We start from the raw sequence: 21,929 nt of genomic DNA, 5'->3' as shown, positions 1-21,929 counted from the left end.
CGTCATATTTGGAGTCCGCATGAAAGTTCCCGCCTGGATCAGTGCCGCCGCCTCGGCCATCATCGCCGTATTGCCGGCCTGCGACTACGTCAACATGCAGGAAATGAAGCCGGGCATCACGACGCAGGCGGAAGTACGGGCCCGCATGGGAGAGCCCGGCTTCGTGCACTGGAACGACGACGGCACGGCGACCTGGGAGTACGCCCGGCAACCGAATGGCAGCAATTGCTACATGATCACCTTCAGCAGCAATCAGGTCATCAGCAAGATCGAACAGGTCCTAAACGATGCCAACTATGGCAAGGTTCGCCCCGGCATGAGCAAGGACGACATCCGCCGCCTGTTCGGCGCGCCGGGGACGAAACAGGTCTTCAACAACCTGCGCGAAGAAATCTGGGAGTGGCGTATCGAAGGCATGCCACCGATGGAGGAAACCTACTTCATGGTGCACTTCGACACCGAGAATGGCGGCGTCAAGAAAACATCAAAACGCGTTCAGCCGAAGGGGTAAGCCCGGCTCAGTAAGTCAGCGTTCGCCACTCGGGATCGAGGGCGCGGACGACAAAAGCCGTCGCCCCGGCATGACGGCTACCCGCTAACAGATCTTCCCCTGCGTCGACCCACTGCGCCGCTGCCATGCCGCAGGCGTAGAGCGTCACACCCTCCTGCTGAGCTTCGCGCAGAAAGTATCCGACCGATTTGTCTTTCTCCGCGCTGGCATATCGCTGATCGGCAAATCCTTCGACCAGCCAGCGTACGGCCGGGCCGGCGAAATGGATTTCGACCTCGGCATCAAGCGCCCGCCCGGCCAGCGCGTGGACCAGAGGGGTAACGACCAGTTCGGGACGATCGGGCGTTGCGGCCCAGATCAACAAAGCCAGTTTGTCAGCCAAAGGTAGCCTCCGGTTCGATTGTCAGAATGTGCCGTCGATAAGCCGCAGCATCGACCAGACCCAACTTCTCGTCGGCCCATGCCGTCGGCCTCGCCCGCGCCATCCAGCCGGCCGCATAGGGTTCCGCATTGACCAGCTTCGGGCGCTCTTCTGCCGCATCGTTGCCTTCAAGCAGAACAAAGGAAATCGGCGCATGCACAGCAAGCACCGTCTTGCGACACTCCACCGTGCCCATCCCCCGGCCAATCTCTACCGTCGCCCCTTTCGGCTTGGCGGTGAAGGCTATGATCTCGCCGGCCAGGAAAATGCCGAAACTGGTCGCCCCGAGCAGCACCTCGCCCGCCGCCGTTTCCTGCACCCACATATCGTAGCGCGGACAGTAGAGGCGATCGTCGGGGATAGTGCCGGAGAATGGGGTATGGGCCATCAGGAAAGTCTATTGAGTGGGATAGATTTGCATTGTATGCAGGACGCGTAGTCGAGCCGATGTCGACAAAGTCATGGATACAACGCGAACGGTAGCTGGCGGAAGAGAGCAGGAGTCGAACCTACCCAAACCTGTTTGACAGGTCCTGCCGGTTTTGAAGACCGGCCGCCCCACCGGGGAACGATCTCTTCCGTTGTTCATGCCCCAAACTGCTCGGGGGTTCCACGCAAAACGTGGGTATCACGCACGCGGCGAGTGTAGCCGATGCGGTCAAAGAATTCGAGGATGTGGATGGCAACTTTGCGACCACCACCGATTTCGTCACGCAACGTGGCGGCCCGGGCGCAGCTGTCTCGTTCGTTGAGGCCAGCCACCCGCCGCGCCAGGTCGGCGACGGCTACGGCCGTAAAGTAATGGTCGTGTGCCACCGGCCAGGCTTCACCGTGACGGGCCATGCGCTTGAACAACCCACGGACGGCATCTTCGCCAATACCCGCAGCCTTGGCGACATCGCGCACACGCGGCGGCGCATAGGGTTCACTATCAAGCAGCGGCTTCAGCACTTGCCACAACTCGCGGTCAGCAGCCGCCAGCTCGACCCGGTGTTCCGGCAGATGCAGCCAGGCATTGCTCTGAGTGATACGGCCATCGGCCAGCGGCTTGGCCAGCAATGCGTCGAATGCCGGGCGGGAAAGCGTCGGCAGGGTCAGACGACGTAGGCGGTCGCGCTCGACCCCGGTGAGGTCGGGTGCCCGCTGGTGTTCTGCTGCCAGTGCCGTGAGCAGCCGGGCTTCAAGGTCTTGCCAGCGGGACGGGGAAAAAGCAGTTTGCCCGACCTGCCTGAGATTCAATTGCTGGCACAAAGCGGCCAGCGTCGTCGCGTCCAGGTTCCGGTTCAATGCGTACATCGTCAGATCGATGCCGGCCGCTTGCTGGTCGCTGGCCAGTTGCAGTGCCGTAGCCGGGTTGTCATCAGCCAGTGCAGCCAGCATGGCCAGCCGCTCCGGGCTGCTCTTTCGGCGACTGGGCGGGAAGATATCGAGGACGATGCCGCCGCCAATGGTGTGACGGGCCGAGGCATCGCGCAGGATGAAGCGGTCGCCGGCCAGCGTGCCGATGTCGCGCTCAAGGGCAATCTGGGCCCACTGCTCGCTCCCCGGCGCAAGCTCGTTGGCACCAAGCAGGGCGATACGAGCCGGCACATCTTCCGCCCCGAGGTGAAGGTGTACCTGGGTCCAGTGCTTGAGGACGGGCTGACCGGCGAGGACGCGAACCCTGGCGTCAACGCGGCGGACCGGAGCATGCAAGGGCGACGCGACAATCCACTGACCACGTTCAACCTCGGCCTTTTCGATCCCGTTCAGGGCCAGGGCGATACGCTGCCCTGCCTGACCGGATTCAGCCGGAGCATCCTGAACGCGCAGGCTGCGCACCCGGACAGATTTATTGGGCGGCGAGAGCAACAACTGATCGCCAGCTTTGACCGTGCCGGCAAAGGCCGTGCCGGTTACCACCGTGCCTGCACCGGAAAGCGTGAAGCAACGATCAATGGCGAGACGAAAGCCACCGGCGGACTGGCGTTGGCCTTGTTCTGCAGCCGCCGCTTCAAGATGGGCACGCAACTCAGCGATCCCTTCGCCACTCACGGCGGCGACCGGAAAGACCGGCGCTGCAGCCAATGCGGTGCCGACCAGCAAGGTGGCAATTTCGGCGCCGGCCTGCTTGGCCCGGTCGGCGCCGGCCAGGTCGATCTTGGTCAGCGCCACGGCGCCTCGCCTGATCCCGAGCAGTTCGATAATTTCCAGATGCTCACGGGTCTGTGGCATCGGACCGTCGTCAACAGCAATCACGAGCAGGGCAAAATCGATGCCGGTGGCCCCGGCCAGCATGTTGTGAATGAGCTTTTCATGGCCTGGTACGTCGATGAAACCCAAGGTCGGCGTATAGGCATAACCGAGGTCGACGGTGATACCGCGTGTCTTTTCTTCCTTCAGACGATCGCAGTCAACGCCGGTTAGCGCCTTGACCAGCGTCGTTTTGCCATGGTCGATATGGCCGGCTGTACCGATGATCATCGGGCTTGCTTCGGGCGGCCGGGCATGGCCGGTCCGGACGTCTCAGACAAAACAATCATCGCGGCTTAGTTCCCGGCTTCGGACGGTGGCGGTTCGGCTGGACCACACCTCGCCACAAATGTGGAAATAACAAGAAACGGTGCACTGCCAATCTTCAAAGAGTCCGGATTAAACTCATATTACGCCCATTTTGTAGCCTGGCAGTTAGCGTCAAATACGTTAACGGCAACCGTTCCGGCCAATATCGCCACTCCCCTCGTTTCACGTGAAACCGGTTTCGCCGCCCCCGTTGGCGCGGCGAAACCTCAAAAATCAGCCGAACATGTCTTCGTACATGCGCCCAGCCCAGGCAAAGTCCTCGGTCACCAAATCATCCCGGCGCAGGTTGTCATCATCCTGATCCTGAATAATGATGCCCTTGTCGTTGACGTAGTACTTGAAGCGCACAGCGACATCCTCACGCGGCCGGGTGTTGACCATCATGAAGCAGAGGTTGTCGGGCAGCGCATACTTTGGCTCGCGTCCCTTGACGCGTTCGCTGATGTACTTGGCGACGATCTTGGCGTGGGCATTGGCGACGTGACCCGCTTTCGGATAAAAATTGAACTGCGGTGAAACAACGCCCACTGCATCGCCAATCACGTAAACATCCGGATCGTCCTTCATATTCAGGAAGAAGGGATCGACGCCAGCCCATCCGGTCGGCTTGCCCTCGGCGTTCTTGCCGATCAAACCGGCTTTCCAGGCCATGTCACCGGCCTGATGAGGCGCCATCAGGATGCTGTGATCAAACGTAAAATCGCCAACGGCCGTCTTGATCTTTTTGTTGAACGGATCGACTTCCTTGATCACCGCCTTCGGCACATAGGTAATCTGGTCTTTGTAGAGATTCTCGAAGGCTTCCTGAAAGCCACCGGTGATCGGGCGCGGGCTATCCTTGGGGTCGAGAATGATTACCCGACCCTTGATCTTGCGTTCCTTGATCAGGCCGGCGATCAGGCAGGCCCGCTCATAGGGCGACGGCGGACAACGATGCGGCGGCGGCGGCAGGGTCATGACCAGATCGCCGCCCTTGAAATTCTGGATGCTCTGCTTGAGGCGGAAATGTTCGGCGTTCGGAATGTAGGCCGCCGGGTACATGGCGCGGGTGTATTCGGCCGCCTTACGGTCATTGCCGAACCACGTTTCGTAGTTGTAGCGAATGCCGGCACCAACGATCAGGTAGTCGTAATCGAGCCAGCCCTGGGCGGTGATGACGCGCTTGTTCTCCCGCTCGAAAGCGGTGACTTCGGTCTGAATGAATTTGTAGTCGTACTTCTGGGCGACTTCGAGATAGCTGAAAGTCAGGAACTGGACATCAACGACATCAACCAGCCACTTGTTGCTCATCGGGCAGGAGAAGAAAACCGGATTACGCTCAAGGACGACGACTTCAAGGGTCGGATTCAATAACTTGAGATGTTTGGCTGCAGTGATCCCACCCCAGCCACCACCGCAGATAACCACTCGCTTGCCCGTCGCTTTCGGCAGCAGCGGGTCAGACTGCATGTTGATCAGGAAAGGCAGCGGGCTGGTTGGCTGGGCGATGGCGGCAGAGGCACCCAGTACTGCACCCGCCGCAAGGAATTGCCGGCGATTGAACGTCATGACTTCTTCTCCATTCGAGAAACCACCCGGACACGGAGATGCCCGGATTTACAGATTTGCCCTTTCAGGCATGGAAGAAAACAGCAGGCGGTACACCGACCGCCCATCAAGGCTGCTTTCAATAAACCAAACAGTTTTTCAAAGCTTTAGTTGCGGCAGCTGGGCGGTAAACCGTGTTTCGTCCTTGCCCTCCAGACAGCGCAAATCGAGATGATACGCATCATCGCGGATATAGCCGATAACCGGCGTCGGCAAACCGCGGAAGGCGGCCTCGATCGACAGCAGCATTTTCCCCGCCCTTTTTGCATTCACCCGAAAAACCAGCGCAGCTGACGGCAGGCGTTCGACCGGTAACGCACCACTACCAATCTGGCTGCAGCACGGCTCGACACTGACCGTGGCCAGTTCACCAAACGTCGCTTGCACCAATGGCAGCAGCCGTTCGGCCAGGGCATTGATCTCGGCCAGCGGCCGGGTCAGCAGGCGCAAGGTGGGCAGGCGTTCGGCCAGACGATCGGGGTCGCGATACAGACGCAGGGTTGCCTCTAGCGCCGCGAGGGTTGTCTTGCCGACACGCAGGGCCCGCTTGAGGGGGTTTTTCTTGATTTTGGCAATGAGGTCCTTCCGCCCGACGATAAGCCCGGCCTGAGGGCCACCCAGCAGTTTGTCACCGGAAAAGGTAACGATATCAGCACCAGCTGCCAGCGCCTGCTGCGGGGTCGGTTCGGCCGGTAGGCCGTAGGCGGCGAAATCACAGAGGGTGCCACTGCCAAGATCGATGACAAAGGGCAGACCGGCGGCATGGGCAATGTCGGCGATGGCTTTTTCATCCACGGTCGCCGTAAAACCGGTGACGGCGTAATTGCTGGTGTGGATTTTCATCAGCAAGGCCGTCTTCGGATTGATCGCCTCCTGAAAATCCTTGGCGTGTGTGCGATTGGTCGTGCCGATTTCGTGCAGCTTGACCTGCGCCCGGCGCATCACATCGGGAATTCGGAAAGCGCCACCGATCTCAACCAGTTCGCCACGCGACACCACCGCCTCCTTGCCCTGCGCGAGCGCGTTGAGGGTCAGCAGCACGGCAGCCGCATTGTTGTTGACGATGGTCGCGGCGATATTGGGCGAACCCCCGGCAATCAGTTCGGCGAGCAGCCCGGACACCAGATCGTCACGATCCCCTCGCCCACCGGAAGCGAGGTCATACTCCAGCGGACAGGGCGAACGGGCGGCCTCGACCATGGCAGCAATGGCCTCCTCGGCCAGTTGCGCCCGGCCGAGATTGGTATGCAGCACCGTGCCGGTCAGATTGAAGACTGAACGGAGTCGGGCCTGACCGGCTGCCTCGGCCCGGCGGCGTATGGCCGCGAGCAGGCTGGCGTCATCGGGGAGCGGCAGGCCGAATTTCAGTCCCTCGCGGGCGGCTGCCAATTCGGCCCGGACGCAGGCGGTAACCGGCTGGCGACCATGTACGTCGATCAGATCGGGAATTTGCTGGAGGACGCGGTCAACCGCGGGAAGACGTTTGTGTTCGTTCATGGCTTTCACCCGAACCGGGCAGAAAGGTTAATCAAATGGCTTTAGCCACTATAGGCGCCGATCAGAAGCAGATTCGGGCCGGAACGCGCATAGCCCGCTTCATCAACCAGCAGGTCGAGAGCCAGCGTGGCCAGATCATCAGCCACCGGGTCAACCCGCGGGTCTTTTTCCTGATAGACGATTTTCAGATAGCTCTTGCAGGTGTCGCAGGTTTCGGCGCGAACCGCCCCCTTCGCCCCATCGATCTCGTGCAAGCCAACCGCCTTGTCGGTATCACAGGCGGTACAGGTAGCGCGCGGCACGTTCCATTCGGTGTTGCACAGGCTGCAGTGCAGATAACGCAAATTGTTGATGGCCGCCCCGAGACGTACCACGCTGGCGACAGCCGGACTACCGCAGCATGGGCAGATGCCGTGCGCGTCCAGTTTCTGCAGTTGGGTAGCGTCGAACTGGCTGGCCAGTCGGGTGAAGACAACCTGCAGGGCAGCCGCCACGAAAGGCAGTTCGGCTGCGTCACCGGCCTCCATTTCGCCACTGAGCAGCGTGTCAGCGAGCTTTTCGAGCCAGGCATTGTCAGCTGCCAGCAGCGCATCCAGCGCCTTGCCAGCCGCCTCAGGCGCATCCTTGCGCAGTTCGCCGGCGATCTGGCGCAGCACCTCGCGCCAGGCAGCGGGACGCAGGGCGAGATTGAGCGGCGGCATGCCGTGGGCACGCGCCTGTTCGAGCGTCGCGGCATCCGGTAGCGGCAAGGCCGGCACGTTCTTCAGGGCTTGGTGTTGGGCGCGGCTGAGTTGGCCGAGAAAGGCGAGCCAGTCAGCCAAACTGTGGCCGACGGCGAGCCCGTCAAAGCGGTCGGCGCGGTCAGCAAAAAGCGTGGTGGTCACCGGCAACAGGATTGCTGCTGCCTCTTCAGCCGGAGGGTGAAACTCAATGGGTTGTGTGGGCATGGAAACTCAAAAAAAGGGGGTTGCGGAAATCTTCTCCGCAGAGCCCCCTGAACGCAAGGTAAACCTAAATCAGTGGCGCAAATAACCCGGCGCAGCAGGATCAAGTTGCGCCCGCACGACCGTACGGCCTGCGCGGGCAACCCAACCCTGCAGGCCCGATTACTTACCCGTCACCTGACGATACCAGCCGCGATGATGCTGTTTGGCCCAGCCTCGGGTTACCGTGCCGTACCACATGGCGCGGATGGTGCCCTTAACCCAGATGGCGGCATAAACGTGCACAAAGATCAGGCCGATCATTACGGCGCCAGCAGCGGCGTGCACCACGGCGCCCATACGGACGAGCGTAATGTCGAAGCCGAACCAGGCGCGCCAGATGAGCACTCCGGAAACAGCCATCAGCAGCATGCAGATGGCCATCGCCCAGAACATGACTTTCTGGCCGCCGTTGTACTTGCCCTGCTCCGGCATGTTGTGGTCGTCGCCGTCCACCATCTGCCTGACCTTGCCGAGCCATTCCTTGTCCGCAGGCGTCATCTTGTTCAGATGCTTGAAGCGGAAGTAGAGGCCGAGGAAGGAGACCGCCATCAGCACCCCGAGGTAGGGGTGCAGAATGCGCGTCCAGGTCGGGCCACCGAACAACTGGGTCAGCGGGAAAAACGCCGGGTGGAAGAAAGCCAGACCGGAGAGGGAGAGCAGAATGAAGCTGATGCCCACCACCCAGTGATTGGCCCGTTCCTTGGGCTCGTAACGCTTGAGGTCTTTCGGATCGCGGATCATTTTGCATCCTCCTTCTCGATCTCGTCTTCGATCTCCTTCGAGACCTCGTTCGGACCCTTGGTTACGTAATGGAACAGGCTACCCAGTGCGACGCCAGCCAGCGCCAGCGTAGCGAGCGGTTTGGCGAAGCCCTTCCACAGCGAAACGAGCGGGCTGATCGACGGATTGGCCGGCAGGCCGGCGTAAAGATCAGGCTTGTCGGCATGGTGCAGCACGTACATGACGTGCGTACCACCAACGCCTTGCGGATCGTACAGTCCCGCCTGTTCGTAGCCACGTTCCTTGAGGTCGGTGACGCGCTTGGCCGCGTAATCCTTCATGTCCTCCTTCGATCCGAACTGGATCGCTCCCGTCGGGCAGGCTTTGGCGCAGGCCGGGGCCTGGTTGACAGCAACCCGGTCGGAACACAGCGAGCACTTGTAGGCCTTGCTGTCTTCCTTCGAGATACGGGGGACGTTGAACGGACAGCCGGTCACGCAGTAGCCACAGCCGATGCAGTTTTCCTGGTGGAAATCGACAATGCCGTTGCTGTACTGGATGATCGCACCGGGGGCCGGGCAAGCCTTGAGGCAACCGGGGTCGGCGCAGTGCATGCAGCCGTCCTTGCGGATCAGCCACTCGAGCTTGTTGTTCTGCTCGACCTCGGTAAAGCGCATCACCGTCCACGACTTGGCCGACAGATCCATCGGGTTGTCGTAGACGCCGTGGCAGTTGCCCACTTCGTCGCGAATGTCATTCCACTCCGAACAGGCAACCTGGCAGGCCTTGCAGCCGATGCAGGCGGATACGTCGATAAGCTTGGCGATTTCGATCGTTTCCCGCACGTGCGTGGAGGGCGTCGTCGTCGCGGAGCGCTGTTTGATGTCTAGCGATTGCAGTGCCATATCAGCTCTCCTTTACGCTTTCTCGATGTTGACCAGGAACGCCTTGTACTCCGGCGTCTGCGTATTGGCGTCACCGACGTACGGGGTCAGGGTGTTGGTGATGAAGCCGGGCTTCGTCGCCCCCTTGAACCCGTAGTGGATCGGAATACCGACCGTGTGCACCTTCCGGCCGTCGACGTCGAGGGCCTTGATGCGCTTGGTCACCACCGCGACGCCCTTGATGAAGCCCCGATTGGAACGGACCTTGATCTTCTCGCCGTTGGCGATGCCCTTTTCCTTGGCCAGTTCCTCGCCGATCTCCACAAACTGTTCCGGCTGCATGATCGCGTTGATCTTGCTCTGCTTGGTCCAGTAGTGGAAATGCTCGGTCAGGCGGTAGGTCGTCGCCACGTACGGGAAGTCCTTGGCCTTGCCGAACGCCTCCATGTCGCCCTTGTACACGCGGGCAGCCGGGTTGCTCGTCGCCTTCGGGTTCTTGGGGTGCATCGGATTATTGTCGAGCGGGCTTTCGAACGGCTCGTAGTGCTCGGGGAACGGGCCTTCGGCCATCATGTCGCGGCTGAACAGACGGGCCACACCTTCCGGATTCATGATGAAGGGCATGACGTTCTGATCGGGCGCCGCATCCGGACGCATGTCCGGCACGTCGTTGCCGCCCCAGGCCGTCCCTGTCCACTTCAACACCGTCCGCTTTGGATCCCACGGCTTGCCCGCGAGGTCGGCCGAGGCGCGGTTGTAGATGATGCGGCGATTGACCGGCCAGGCGAAACCCCAGTTCATGGTTTGGCCCAGACCGGACGGATCGGCATTGTCACGGCGAGCCGACAGGTTGCCGGCCTGCGACCAGACACCGCAGTAGATCCAGTTGCCGCAGGTGGTCGAGCCGTCATCGCGCAGTTGGGCAAAGGAAGCCAGTTGCTCACCGGCCTTGACCAGCACCTTGGTCGGGTCCTTCGGGTCGAGCACGTCGGCCAGTGCCTTGCCGTTGATTTCGCGGAGCAGTTCTTCCGGCGACGGCTTGGTCGGCTGGTTGTAGGCCCAGGTCAGCTTGAGGATAGGGTCGGGGAAAGCGCCGCCATCCTTGACGTACATTTCCTTGAGCTTGAGGAAAAGCGCGGCCAGGATTTCGGTATCGTCCTTGGCATCGCCCGGACCATCCGCCGCCTTCCAGCGCCACTGGATGACACGACCGGAGTTGGTGAAGGTGCCGGCCGTTTCAGCGAACAGCGTGGTCGGCAGACGGAAGACCTCGGTCGGGATTTCCGCCGGCTTCACATCATTGAACTCGCCGTGCGGCTTCCAGTACTCGGAAGTATCGGTCGCCAGCGGGTCCATGACCACCATGTACTTGAGTTTGGCCAGGGCATCGCCGACCTTCTTCTTGTTGGCCACCGAGGCCAGCGGGTTGAAACCCTGACAGAAGAAGCCGTTGATCTTGCCTTCGTACATGGCGTTGAAAATCGACAGCACGTCCGACGCCCCACCCAGTTTCGGGAAGTAGTCGTAAGCGAAGTCGTTTTCCTTGGTCGCCGCATCACCCCACCAGGCCTTGGCCAGACTGGTATGCCACTTGGGGAAGTTCTGGCCGAAGTTCATCTGGCCCGGACGCAGTGCCTTGGGCGTGCGCTTTTCCAGATAGGTGGCGCGGTCCTTGTCGGCATCCATGGGGGCACCGACGTAGCCCGGCAGATTCTGGGCGTAGAGCGCAAAGTCCGTGATGCCCTGGACGTTGGCGTGACCACGCAGGGCGTTGATGCCGCCGCCGGCCATGCCCATGTTGCCGAGCAACTGCTGGATGATGGCCATGCAGCGGATGTTCTGGGAACCGACGGAATGCTCGGTCCAGCCCAGTGCGTACAGGTTGGTCATCGTCTTGTTCGGCGCTGCGGTCTCGGCAATCATCTCGCAGACCTTGATGAAGGCTTCCTTCGGCGTGCCGCAGACCTTGCTCACCATATCGGGCGTATAGCGCGAATAGTGGGTCTTCATGAGTTGCCAGACGCAGTTCGGGTCCTGCCAGGTCTCGTCGACCATGGCGTAGCCGTCCTTGTCCATCTGGTACTTCCAGGTCGACTTGTCGTAACTGCGCTTCTCCTCGTTGTAGCCGGAGAAGATGCCGTCGTCGAACTTGAAGCCCGGATCGATCAGGAAAGCCGCATTGGTATAGGCCTTCACATAATCGTGGTGAATCTTGTCATTGCTGACCAGGTAATTGATGACACCGCCAAGAAAGGCAATGTCGGTACCGGGACGCAGGGGGGTGTAGAAATCAGCCACCGACGCGGTGCGGTTGAAACGCGGGTCGACCACGACCAGCTTCGCCTTGCGGGTTTTCTTGGCTTCGATCACCCACTTGAAGCCGCAGGGGTGCGCTTCAGCCGGGTTGCCGCCCATTACCAGAATCAAATCAGCGTTCTTGATGTCCACCCAGTGGTTGGTCATCGCACCACGCCCAAAACTCGGAGCCAGACTGGCCACCGTGGGAGCGTGTCAAATACGTGCCTGGGTATCGATCGAGGTCATGCCCATCGCGCGAATCGTCTTCACGGTCAGGTAGCCAGCCTCATTCGGTGCTGCGGATGATGCAAGGAATCCGGTGGTGGTCCAGCGATTGACGGTCACGCCGTCCTTGTTCTGCGCCATGAAGTTGGCATCGCGGTCAGCCTTCATGTGCTTGGCGATGCGCTCGATGGCTTCCTGCCAGGAGATCTTCTTCCATTCGGCCGAACCGGGTTCACGCACTTCCGGCCACTTCAGGCGATTGGCGCTCTGCACCATGTCGCGCAGGCCGGCGCCCTTCGGGCACAGCGTACCGCGATTGACCGGATTATCCGGGTCGCCTTCGATGTGGATGATTTCAGCCGGCGTATTCTTGGACTTGTCGCCGGTTGAGTAGATAAGCACCCCGCAGGACACCGAGCAGTACGGACAGATATTCCGTGTTTCGGTAGCGCGGGCGAGCTTGAAGGTCCGTACTTCGGCCAGGGCTGCTGTCGGTGAGAATCCCATCATGGCGATGGACGATCCTCCCAGCCCGGCGGAGCAGACCCTGAAGAACTGCCGCCTGTTCATATTCATTTGCGTTTTTCCTCCTCATGCGACCCCATGTCGCAAGGGGAAAACATTGCAATCACTATGCCATTCCGGGTAAGTCATTGAACAGGCTGAAATCACCTATTAAAACCAGCGAAAACAGTTGAGACATTTTGTCCATCCAGCCTTCCGGCCGGACAAAATGTCTCAATCAGACAAGGATCATCAGAAGGTGATGACCTTGTCTGCCACCAGCGTTGCCTCGGCCAGTTCGACCAGCGTGCCGATCGACGTCCCCGCGATCAGCGGCAGTTCCCCCAGGCCGCGGGCCAGGGCACAAGTCCGGCAGAGGCGGATATCAACGCCCTGGGCAACCAGCCCTTCAACCATACCCTGCAGGCCATTGCCCGCTCCGTCGATCTGATTGGGCAAGCCGAGCACGGTCGCATCGGACATCAGGAAAATGCGGATCGCCGGCTGGCCATCATTGCCGGCCAGCGCCGTGGCCAGGCGCAGGGCGGACAGGCAACGTTCACTACCGTACGGGGCAGCATTGATGATGATCAGAATATTTTGCATGGATCGACTTCTGTCTATTAGAAAACCGTGATGATAGCCGCTAAATGTATCGGGCAAATGACCCCCGAGCTGAGACAATCGCTAGCAGCAATCAGTAATAAACTGAGCGACACACGCCGGGCTCAGCCGTGCGAAAATTGTTTCGACTGAATCAATTCCCTATAAGCGACAACGCAATGGACGAGACAACAGCCGGCGCTCCGGCAGCGCCCTGGCAGCAATACTCGGTACTCATCGTCGACGACGAACCGGGCATGCAGAGTTTCCTGCAGCGGGCGCTGGCCACGCGCTGCGGCGTCGCCGACATTGCCGGCAGCGTCGAACAGGCCCGCCCGCTGTTCGAACGCCAGCACTACGACCTGATCGTCCTTGATATCTCCCTGCCCGGCTGTTCCGGCATCGAGTGGCTGCATGAATTGCGCCACACCGGCTATGCCGGCGACGTCGTGTTGATGACTGCCTACGCCGACCTCGACACGGCCATTGATGCCTTGCGCGCCGGGGCGGCCGATTTCCTGCTAAAACCGTTCTCGCTGGCCCAGGTTTTGAACGCCATCCAGCGCTGTTTCGAGCGCTCCCGACTGGCCCGTGAAAACTTCGTGCTACGTCGCGAAATCAGTACCCATTCGGTCGATATCGAAGGTATGGTGGGTCAGTCAGAGGCCATGCTCAAGGTCTGCGAACGTCTCAAACGCATCGCCCCGACACCCGCAACCGTCCTCCTCAGCGGCGAATCCGGCACGGGCAAGGAGGTCGCCGCCCGCGCCCTGCACCGAATGAGCCAGCGGGCCGAAGGTCCCTTCGTACCGGTCAATTGCGCGGCCATCTCGGCCGAACTCATCGAGTCCGAATTGTTCGGCCACGTCAAGGGGGCCTATACCGGCGCAGTGCAGAGCCGCGAAGGCCTCTTTTACTATGCCCGAGGCGGCACCCTCTTTCTCGACGAGATTTCCGAACTGCCACCCGCCGCCCAGGCAAAGTTGCTGCGCGCCATCGAGGAAAGACGCATCCGGCCGGTCGGCTCGGCGCAGGAAATTTCCGTCGATGTCCGGGTCATCGCGGCGACCAACCGCGACCTGAAAGCGGAAGTCGTCGCCCAACGTTTCCGCTCCGATCTCTATTACCGGCTGCAAGTGCTTGAAGTCACGCTGCCGCCGCTGCGCGAACGGCCCGATGACATTCCGTTGCTGGTCGAACATTTCATGGCCCAACTGACCCCCAGCCTAGGCGTTCCGCGGCTCGGCCTTGACCCGCGCACGCAGGCCCGGATGGCCGATTACGACTGGCCGGGCAATGTGCGCGAACTGCGCAATCTGATTGAACGGTCGCTGATCCTTGGCTGGTTTGACATTGGCAACAAGGCGGAAATCGATGCCGGAGCGACCACCGTCGACAGCGAGTCGCTCGAAGTTGTTGAAAAACGCCATATTCTCGCCATTCTCGCCGTCTGCGCCGGCAACAAGTCCGAAGCCAGCCGCCGGCTCGGCATCTCGCGCAAGACCATGGACCGCAAGTGCCAGGCCTGGGGAATCTGACCCCGCCCAGTCGGCGGCGCTCCATTCGCGCCCGGCTATTACTGCTGGCACTGGTTCCGCTCGGCATCGTCCTGCCCCTGACCATGGCGGTGCTGGCCTACTGGGGTGGCGATTATCTGGACCATCTGCTGGTCACCAAGGTTCGTTCCGACCTCGCCGTCGCTCACGGCTATTTTGAGCGCGTGACGGAAGGTGTCGGCCGCTCGGTTGCCAGCCTGGCTGCCTCTGAACGACTGGCCCGGACCCTGCGCAGCCCACACGGTGAAGCCGAACAGGCCGTAACGGCACTGCTCGACTCGACCCAATTGGAATACAAACTCGACTTCCTGCACTTTAGCGACGTCGACCACAGCCAACAGGATGCCAGAACCTGGCCGGTCATCGCCGCCGCCCTGCTCGGCCAGGCCAGTACCGAAACCGAGGTGTTCAGCGGACCCCAGCTATTCACCATTAGCCCGGCCCTGGCCATGCAGGCCCGGACGACCATTGTCGCCACGGCGAATGCCCGACCGGACCGGCGCGAATCGGAAACCCGCGGCCTGGTCATTCATTCGGCCGCCCCGGTGCAGGATGCCAACGGCCGTCTGATCGGCGTTCTGAGCGGCGGCGTCCTGCTCAACAAGAATCTCGACTTCATTGATCGCCTCAATGCCATCGTCTACCCGGCCGGTGCCCTGCCCTTCGGCAGCGCCGGGACGGCGACGCTTTTCCTGGACGACGTGCGCATTGCCACCAACGTCCGTCTTTTTGGCGATACCCGGGCGATCGGCACCCGCGTCTCGCAGGCGGTTTACGACACCGTCCTCGGGGCTGGCCAGACCTGGCTGGACCGCGCCTTCGTGGTCAGCGACTGGTATGTTTCGGCCTACGAGCCGCTGCTTGATGGCCGCCGGCAGCGGATCGGCATGCTCTATGTCGGCTTTCTTGAAGGCCCGTTCGTCGAGACCCGCCAGCAAGCCTTCACCGTTGTCATCGCACTCTTTGTGGCGGCCATGTTGATCGCCGGCGTTTTTGCCGTACTCTGGGCGCGCCGGGTTTTCCGGCCGATTGAGCGGATGCACGCGACCATGCACGCCATCGAACGCGGTGATGCCGAGGCACGCGTCGGCAACGTTCCCTGCCAAGACGAACTCGGCGTTGTCGCTGCCCACTTCGACCGCCTGCTCGACCGCCTGCATGCGCAGGCCAGGGCGCTCAAACGCTGGGGAGAATCGCTCGATGCCAAGGTGGCCGAACGGACCTCAGCGCTGGAGCAGGCCGTCACCGACCTCAAGGCGGCCCAATCGCAGCTGGTGATGAACGAAAAACTCGCCGCCATCGGTCAGCTGACCGCCGGCATCGCCCATGAAATCAATAATCCGATTGCCGTCATCCAGGGCAATCTCGATGTGCTGCGCGACCTGCTCGGCCCCCAGGCCGACCCGGTCGCCCCGGAAATAAAACTCATCCACGAGCAGGTCCAGCGCATCCGGCTGATCGTCGCCAAACTCCTGCAATTCGCCCGGCCGCAGGATTACGTCGGCTACCTCGAGCCAGCCGACCCGGCCCAACTGGTCCAGGACTGCCTGCTGCTCGTCCGGCATCTGCTCAAGACAGGCAGCGTCGCCGTCCAGCAGCTGGTCGATTCAACCCGGCCAATCATCTGCAACAAGAATGAACTGCAGCAAGTAGTCATCAACCTGCTGGTCAATGCCATCCAGGCCATGCCCACCGGTGGCGTTCTGAAAATCACCATCGAGGACTGGGATGAGAGCGACATGCCGCTCGGCATCCGGCTGATCGTCGAAGACTCCGGGCCGGGTATCGGCGAGGCGGATCTTGCCCGCCTCTTCCAGCCCTTCTTTACAACCAAAAAACCGGATGGGAACGGTCTCGGCCTATGGGTCAGCAAGAACCTGATCGAACGTTACGGCGGGCGCCTGACGGTCAGCAGCCTGCCCGGTGAAGGCGCGCGCTTTACCGTCTGGCTGCGCCACGAGCCGCTCGCCTGAGCGCCCGGCAAGCGGCAAGCGGCAACTGCGGCCAGATTGCAGTCGAGGCCTATGGGCAGCCGGTGACGGCTATGACCTTCGCCTTATTTACAAACAGCGGCCAAGGTGGGACATTTTGGGAAATTATCATTTTTCACAAAATGCCCCGTCCGCGCTTCCGTCCCACTCTGCTCGCTCTGATGACTGCCTGGCTTGGTGCCATCGCCTTCGTCACGCACATGCTGATGTTGGCGGAAATCAGCCGATGGGAAAGCCATTTCGACGAAGATGTCCGGCTCATCGTCAGTGACGTCAAGCAGAAGCTGGATACCAACGAAGCTGTTCTCGCCGGATTTTCAGCATTCCTGCAGGCAGTCGATCGCAGCGATACCGACTCGGCAATGAAGTACGCTGCCGCAGCCACTGCGGCCTATCCTCACATCTACATGATCGAAGTTGCCCGTCGGGTAGCCCTCTCGGAAGAACTCCAATTCCAAGGTACGCTACGCCAAACTTGGCGTTCCGATTTTTCGATCAAGGATTTCTCCGAACTCACCGGCAGACCGTTTCAGGATGACAGCCAAAAGAATATAACGTGGCCCATCCTCTTCATGTATCCGGCGCTGCCCGAAGCCCAGGCAATTTACGGATTGCGCCTCGAAACAGTCGACTATTTGTCGCGCACTATGGCTCTGGCCCACCGCAACATCAAGCCGGTGGTTTCGCCGGTATTCAGCATGTACGAAGGCGATGGTGCCTATATCCTGCTGCAGGAAGTCAGTCGGAAAGCTGGGAAAGCCGGGACAGACCTCAATTTCTTCGGCGATACCATGGTCGCCCTGCTGCTGATCAAGACCCGGTCCCTGGTCCCCGCCAGAAGCAGGGAGGGCGATCACGAGCAAATCAGCTTTGCGGCAATCATCACGCCGCCCGGCAATCCCCAGAGCCAGCTTTTCGCCCACCAGGCTGCCGAAGCAGGCCTCCTCGACAGGCTGATGTTGCCTCGATTTTCGCGGCAGCTACGCATCGACAATGTTTCGCAGCCGACGGTGATGACCTTCGAGCGTCAATTATTGTGGCGCGATTTTTTTCATGCCGAGCAGCTTCTCGTCCTGCTTCTGCTCGGCGCAGCCCTGATTGTCGTTCCCTGGGTCACCGTTCGCCACTACCTGAGTCTCGATCAGGCCGAGATCGAACAGGAGCGTTCAGCCTATCTGGCCACCCACGATCTCCTGACCGGCCTGCCCAATCGCTTTCTGTTTACTGATCGATTTGAGCATGCCTTCCGCAACTGGCAGCGAAATGGCAATGCCTTTGCCTTGCTGCTGGCTGATCTCGATCACTTCAAGGAAATCAATGATCGTTATGGCCACGATGTGGGCGATCAGGTCCTGACCGCCTGTGCCACCCGCATGGCGGATGAACTGCGCGCCTGTGACACGGTTGCCCGCTACGGCGGCGACGAATTTGTCATCCTGCTGGCCAACATCCTGAACATTGAGGATGCCGAAAACGTCGGCAGGAAGCTGCTGGCTGCCATTTCAGCCCCTATCGAAACAACGGCCGGGCCTCTCGACCTGTCTTGCAGTATCGGCATCGCCATTTGTCCGACGCATGGCATCAGCCTGGATACCCTGCGCAAACTGGCTGATCAGGCCATGTACCAGGCCAAAGATCAGGGACGCAATGCGGTTTCGGTGTTTGCCGGGGTGCCCGGCTGAAGCACTACAGCCGCCTCGCCTTTGCCACAAAATCAGTCGCTTAACTTGGCATCTGGCCTTCAGGCCGGTAAACTAGTCATTCTGCCGAGGAGCGCTGCGACCCTTTTCATGCTTGACGTGAATGCCGGGGCCAGGCTCGGCAATGATCAACGGCGCTCGCAAACCCAGCCGGTTTGTGGCGCCGTTCGTTTTTGCGGCGTACCCGGCGTCATTTTGTTTTGCCGAGGTGATCATGCAGCAAACCGACCGTACCGCCGAACTTTCCGCCCTGCTCGCCCAAAGAATGCTCGTCCTCGACGGGGCCATGGGCACGATGATCCAGCGTCACGGATTGCAGGAAGCCGACTATCGCGGCACGCGTTTCGCCGATCACCGACATGACCTCAAGGGCAACAACGACCTGCTGGTCCTGACCCGACCCGATGTCATCGGCGGCATTCACCGCGAATACCTCGAAGCCGGGGCCGACATTCTCGAAACCTGCACCTTCAATTCCACCGCGGTGTCGCAGGCTGATTACAAACTTGAGCCCATCGTCTACGAACTGAACGTCGAGGGTGCCACCCTCGCCCGCCGCCTGTGCGATGAATTCACCACCGCCAACCCGGCCAAGCCGCGCTTCGTTGCCGGCGTTCTCGGCCCGACGAGTCGCACTGCCTCGATCTCGCCGGATGTGAACGACCCCGGTTATCGCAATGTCACCTTCGACGCTCTGGTCACCGATTACCTCGAAGCGATTCGCGGCCTGACCGATGGTGGCGCCGACATCCTGCTCGTCGAAACCGTTTTCGATACGCTCAACGCCAAGGCCGCCTTGTTCGCCATCGAACAATTCTTCGAGCAGGCCGGCCGCCGCTGGCCGGTGATGATTTCCGGCACGATTACCGACGCTTCCGGCCGCACGTTGTCGGGACAGACAGCCGAGGCATTCTGGAATTCGCTGAACCATATCCGGCCGCTCTCCTTCGGCCTGAACTGTGCACTCGGCGCCAAGGAACTGCGCCAGTACGTCGAGGAACTGTCGCGCGTCTGCGACTGCTACATCTCGGCCCACCCGAATGCCGGCCTGCCCAATGCCTTCGGCGGCTACGACGAAACCGCCGACATGCTGGCCGATGAAATCGAGGGCTGGGCAAAGAGCGGCATCGTCAATATCGTCGGCGGCTGCTGCGGCACTTCGCCCGAGCACATCCAGGCGATTGCTCAACGCGTCGCAGCGGTCGCCCCAAGAAAAATCCCGAGCATCGAGAAGAAACTCCGCCTGTCCGGGCTGGAGCCGTTCAATGTCGGCGCCGATTCGCTCTACGTGAACGTCGGCGAACGAACCAACGTCACCGGCTCGAAAGCCTTCGCCCGCATGATCCTCGAAGGCCGCTTCGACGACGCCCTGGCTGTTGCCCGCCAGCAGGTCGAGAATGGTGCCCAGGTCATCGATATCAACATGGACGAGGCGATGCTCGACTCGCTGGCAGCGATGGATCGCTTCCTCAAACTGATCGCCTCGGAACCCGACATTTCCCGCGTGCCGATCATGATCGACTCGTCGAAATGGGAAGTCATCGAAGCCGGCCTCAAGTGCATCCAGGGCAAGGGCATCGTCAATTCAATCTCGATGAAGGAGGGCGAAGCCAAGTTCATCGAACAGGCCAAACTCGCCCGCCGATACGGCGCTGCGGTCATCGTCATGGCCTTCGACGAAAAGGGCCAGGCCGACACCTTCGCCCGCAAGACTGAAATCAGCAAGCGCGCCTACGACCTTCTGCTCAGCATTGGTTTTCCGGCCGAAGACATCATCTTCGACCCGAACATTTTTGCCATCGCCACCGGCATTCCCGAACACGACAACTACGCCGTCGATTTCATCGAGTCGGTGCGCTGGATCAAGGAAAACCTGCCGCACGCCCACATTTCCGGCGGCGTCTCCAACGTCTCGTTCAGCTTCCGTGGCAATGACGCCGTGCGCGAGGCGATCCACACCGTTTTCCTTTATCACGCCATCAAGAACGGCATGACCATGGGTATCGTCAATGCCGGCATGCTCGGCATCTACGATGACCTGGACCCGGTACTGCGCGACAAGGTCGAGGCTGTCGTCCTCAATCGCCACCCGGAAGCGGGCGAGGCTCTGGTCGATTTCGCCCAGACCGTGAAAGAGGGTAAAGCCAAGGATAGCGGCCCCGACCTTTCGAGGCGTCAGCAATCCGTCGAAAAGCGCCTTGAACATGCACTGATCAAGGGCATTACCGATTTCGTCGTGGCCGACACCGAAGAAGTCCGCGCCAAACTTGAAGGTAAAGGCAAGCCACCGCTCGCCGTCATCGAAGGCCCGCTGATGAACGGCATGAACGTCGTCGGCGATCTCTTCGGCGCCGGCAAGATGTTCCTCCCACAGGTGGTCAAGTCGGCCCGCGTCATGAAACAGGCGGTGGCCCACCTGCTCCCCTACATCGAGGCGGAAAAGACCCGCACCGGCCTGGGCAGCAAGGGCAAGATCCTGATGGCCACGGTCAAGGGTGATGTACACGACATCGGCAAGAACATCGTTGGCGTCGTCCTCGGCTGTAATGGCTACGATGTCGTCGACCTCGGCGTCATGGTCAGTTGCGACAACATCCTGAAGGCCGCCCTGGAGCATCGTGTCGACATCATCGGCCTGTCCGGCCTGATCACCCCGTCGCTCGAGGAAATGGCCCACGTCGCCAGCGAAATGCAGCGCCAGGGCATGAAGCAGCCACTGCTGATCGGCGGCGCCACAACCAGCCGCGCCCATACGGCGATCAAGATCGCCCCCAACACCAATGGTGCCGTGGTTTACGTCCCCGATGCCTCGCGCGCCGTCGGCGTCGCCACCAAGCTGCTCTCAGCCGACCAGCGCGACGGCTACATGGCTGAAATCGTTGCCGAATACGCCAGCGTGCGGGCCGAACATGCCGGCCGCAAGGGTGCCACGATGGTGACGCTGGCTGAAGCACGCGCCAACCGTTTCACGTGGAACGACGGATTTACTCCGGTCAAGCCGGCGCTGTCCGGTCGCCAGGCGCTGACCATCCCGCTGGCCGAACTGGTTCCCTACATCGACTGGTCGCCCTTCTTCCAGAGTTGGGATCTGGCCGGTCGCTACCCGGCCATCCTGCAGAACGACGTGGTCGGCGAAACCGCCCGCCAGCTGTTCGCCGACGCCCAGGCCATGCTGGCCAAGATCGTTGCGCAAAACTGGCTGACCGCCAAAGCCGTCTTCGGCCTCTACCCGGCCCGGGGTGAAAACGAAGACATCATTATTTATGGCGATGAAAGCCGCAGCACCGAACTGACCCGCTGGGTCGGCCTGCGTCAGCAGCACAAGCAACCGAAGGGCCGCTACAACGTTGCACTAGCTGATTACGTCGGCGATCAAGATTACGTCGGCGCCTTCGCCGTTACTGCCGGCCTTGGTATTGATGAGCGCGTTGCCGCCTTCGAAAAGGCCAATGACGACTATTCTGCGATCATGCTGAAATCGCTGGCCGATCGCCTGGCCGAAGCCGCTGCTGAGTGGCTCCACATGCGAGTACGTACTCACTACTGGGGCTATGGTGCCAACGAGTCGCTCGACAACGATGCCCTGATCAACGAGCAATACAAGGGCATCCGCCCCGCCCCCGGCTACCCGGCCTGCCCGGATCACACGGCCAAGCGCGAACTGTTCGCCCTGCTCGATGCGCCGGCCAACGCCGGCATGCACCTCACCGAGTCCTGTGCAATGACACCGGCCGCAGCCGTCTCAGGCTTCTATATCGGCCATCCCGACGCGGCCTATTTTGCCATTCCGAAAATCAGCCGGGATCAGCTCGAAGACTGGGCGGCACGCAAGGGCATGGCCATCAAGGACGCCGAGTACTGGCTGGCCCCCCTGCTCTGAATCC

Annotated in this window: 15 protein-coding genes, 1 tRNA gene and 1 riboswitch; of the genes, 5 read left to right on the top strand and 11 right to left on the bottom strand. The window is 60.9% G+C overall.

Annotated elements, in window-relative coordinates; translation table 11 throughout:
- Positions 1-19: 19 nt before the first annotated feature.
- Positions 20-511 carry an outer membrane protein assembly factor BamE gene (bamE, locus tag HYN24_RS00290; protein ID WP_117607421.1) on the top strand — a complete coding sequence of 164 codons (492 nt, stop codon included), beginning with the start codon at positions 20-22 and terminating at the stop codon, positions 509-511.
- Positions 512-518: 7 nt separating this feature from the next.
- Here bamE and HYN24_RS00285 read toward each other — a convergent pair whose 3' ends face one another.
- From HYN24_RS00285 to HYN24_RS00230, 11 genes are all read right to left on the bottom strand, one after another.
- Positions 519-893, bottom strand: coding sequence for a DsrE family protein (locus tag HYN24_RS00285; protein ID WP_117607420.1), 375 nt, complete (start codon positions 891-893; stop codon positions 519-521).
- A complete protein-coding gene (locus HYN24_RS00280; RefSeq protein ID WP_117607419.1) occupies positions 886-1,320 on the bottom strand; it encodes a glycine cleavage system protein H in 435 nt (144 codons plus the stop codon). The genes HYN24_RS00285 and HYN24_RS00280 overlap by 8 nt, the downstream gene beginning before the upstream one ends.
- Before the next feature lie 96 nt (positions 1,321-1,416).
- Positions 1,417-1,512 (bottom strand) — tRNA-Sec (locus tag HYN24_RS00275).
- 5 nt (positions 1,513-1,517) lie between these two features.
- A complete protein-coding gene (gene selB, locus HYN24_RS00270; RefSeq protein WP_117607418.1) occupies positions 1,518-3,395 on the bottom strand; it encodes a selenocysteine-specific translation elongation factor in 1,878 nt (625 codons plus the stop codon).
- A gap of 312 nt (positions 3,396-3,707) precedes the next feature.
- Positions 3,708-5,042, bottom strand: coding sequence for an FAD-dependent oxidoreductase (locus HYN24_RS00265; RefSeq protein ID WP_117607417.1), 1,335 nt, complete (start codon positions 5,040-5,042; stop codon positions 3,708-3,710).
- Between the two features lie 138 nt (positions 5,043-5,180).
- Entirely contained in the window at positions 5,181-6,578 is a 1,398-nt protein-coding gene (gene selA, locus HYN24_RS00260) for an L-seryl-tRNA(Sec) selenium transferase (protein ID WP_117607416.1), read from the bottom strand.
- Positions 6,579-6,619: 41 nt separating this feature from the next.
- Positions 6,620-7,525 (bottom strand): formate dehydrogenase accessory protein FdhE, encoded by a 906-nt coding sequence (gene fdhE, locus HYN24_RS00255; RefSeq protein WP_117607415.1) that lies wholly within the window; start codon positions 7,523-7,525, stop codon positions 6,620-6,622.
- Positions 7,526-7,684: 159 nt separating this feature from the next.
- Positions 7,685-8,305 (bottom strand): formate dehydrogenase subunit gamma, encoded by a 621-nt coding sequence (locus tag HYN24_RS00250; RefSeq protein ID WP_117607414.1) that lies wholly within the window; start codon positions 8,303-8,305, stop codon positions 7,685-7,687.
- Positions 8,302-9,189 carry a formate dehydrogenase subunit beta gene (gene fdxH / locus HYN24_RS00245; protein WP_117607413.1) on the bottom strand — a complete coding sequence of 296 codons (888 nt, stop codon included), beginning with the start codon at positions 9,187-9,189 and terminating at the stop codon, positions 8,302-8,304. The genes HYN24_RS00250 and fdxH overlap by 4 nt, the downstream gene beginning before the upstream one ends.
- A gap of 12 nt (positions 9,190-9,201) precedes the next feature.
- On the bottom strand, positions 9,202-12,267 hold the full coding sequence (fdnG, locus tag HYN24_RS00240; protein ID WP_162888550.1) for a formate dehydrogenase-N subunit alpha: 3,066 nt from the start codon (positions 12,265-12,267) through the stop codon (positions 9,202-9,204).
- A gap of 180 nt (positions 12,268-12,447) precedes the next feature.
- Complete coding sequence (locus HYN24_RS00230; RefSeq protein WP_117607410.1) at positions 12,448-12,801, bottom strand: DsrE/DsrF/TusD sulfur relay family protein; 354 nt, start codon at positions 12,799-12,801, stop codon at positions 12,448-12,450.
- 176 nt (positions 12,802-12,977) lie between these two features.
- Between HYN24_RS00230 and HYN24_RS00225 the strand changes: the two genes are divergently transcribed.
- From HYN24_RS00225 to metH, 4 genes are all read left to right on the top strand, one after another.
- Positions 12,978-14,336 (top strand): sigma-54 dependent transcriptional regulator, encoded by a 1,359-nt coding sequence (locus HYN24_RS00225; protein ID WP_117607409.1) that lies wholly within the window; start codon positions 12,978-12,980, stop codon positions 14,334-14,336.
- Positions 14,315-16,327, top strand: a complete 2,013-nt coding sequence (locus HYN24_RS00220) for a cache domain-containing protein (RefSeq protein ID WP_117607408.1) — start codon at positions 14,315-14,317, stop codon at positions 16,325-16,327. Before HYN24_RS00225 ends, HYN24_RS00220 begins: the two co-directional genes overlap by 22 nt.
- A 179-nt stretch (positions 16,328-16,506) precedes the next feature.
- Positions 16,507-18,027 carry a sensor domain-containing diguanylate cyclase gene (locus HYN24_RS00215; protein ID WP_240327698.1) on the top strand — a complete coding sequence of 507 codons (1,521 nt, stop codon included), beginning with the start codon at positions 16,507-16,509 and terminating at the stop codon, positions 18,025-18,027.
- 80 nt (positions 18,028-18,107) lie between these two features.
- Positions 18,108-18,192: riboswitch (S-adenosyl-L-homocysteine riboswitch) on the top strand.
- A gap of 67 nt (positions 18,193-18,259) precedes the next feature.
- Positions 18,260-21,925 (top strand): methionine synthase, encoded by a 3,666-nt coding sequence (gene metH / locus HYN24_RS00210; protein ID WP_117610142.1) that lies wholly within the window; start codon positions 18,260-18,262, stop codon positions 21,923-21,925.
- Positions 21,926-21,929: the final 4 nt, after the last annotated feature.

It is taken from the genome of Dechloromonas sp. HYN0024 (assembly GCF_003441615.1).
Lineage (GTDB): Bacteria > Pseudomonadota > Gammaproteobacteria > Burkholderiales > Rhodocyclaceae > Azonexus.
This window is presented reverse-complemented; position numbering and strand designations above follow the sequence as displayed.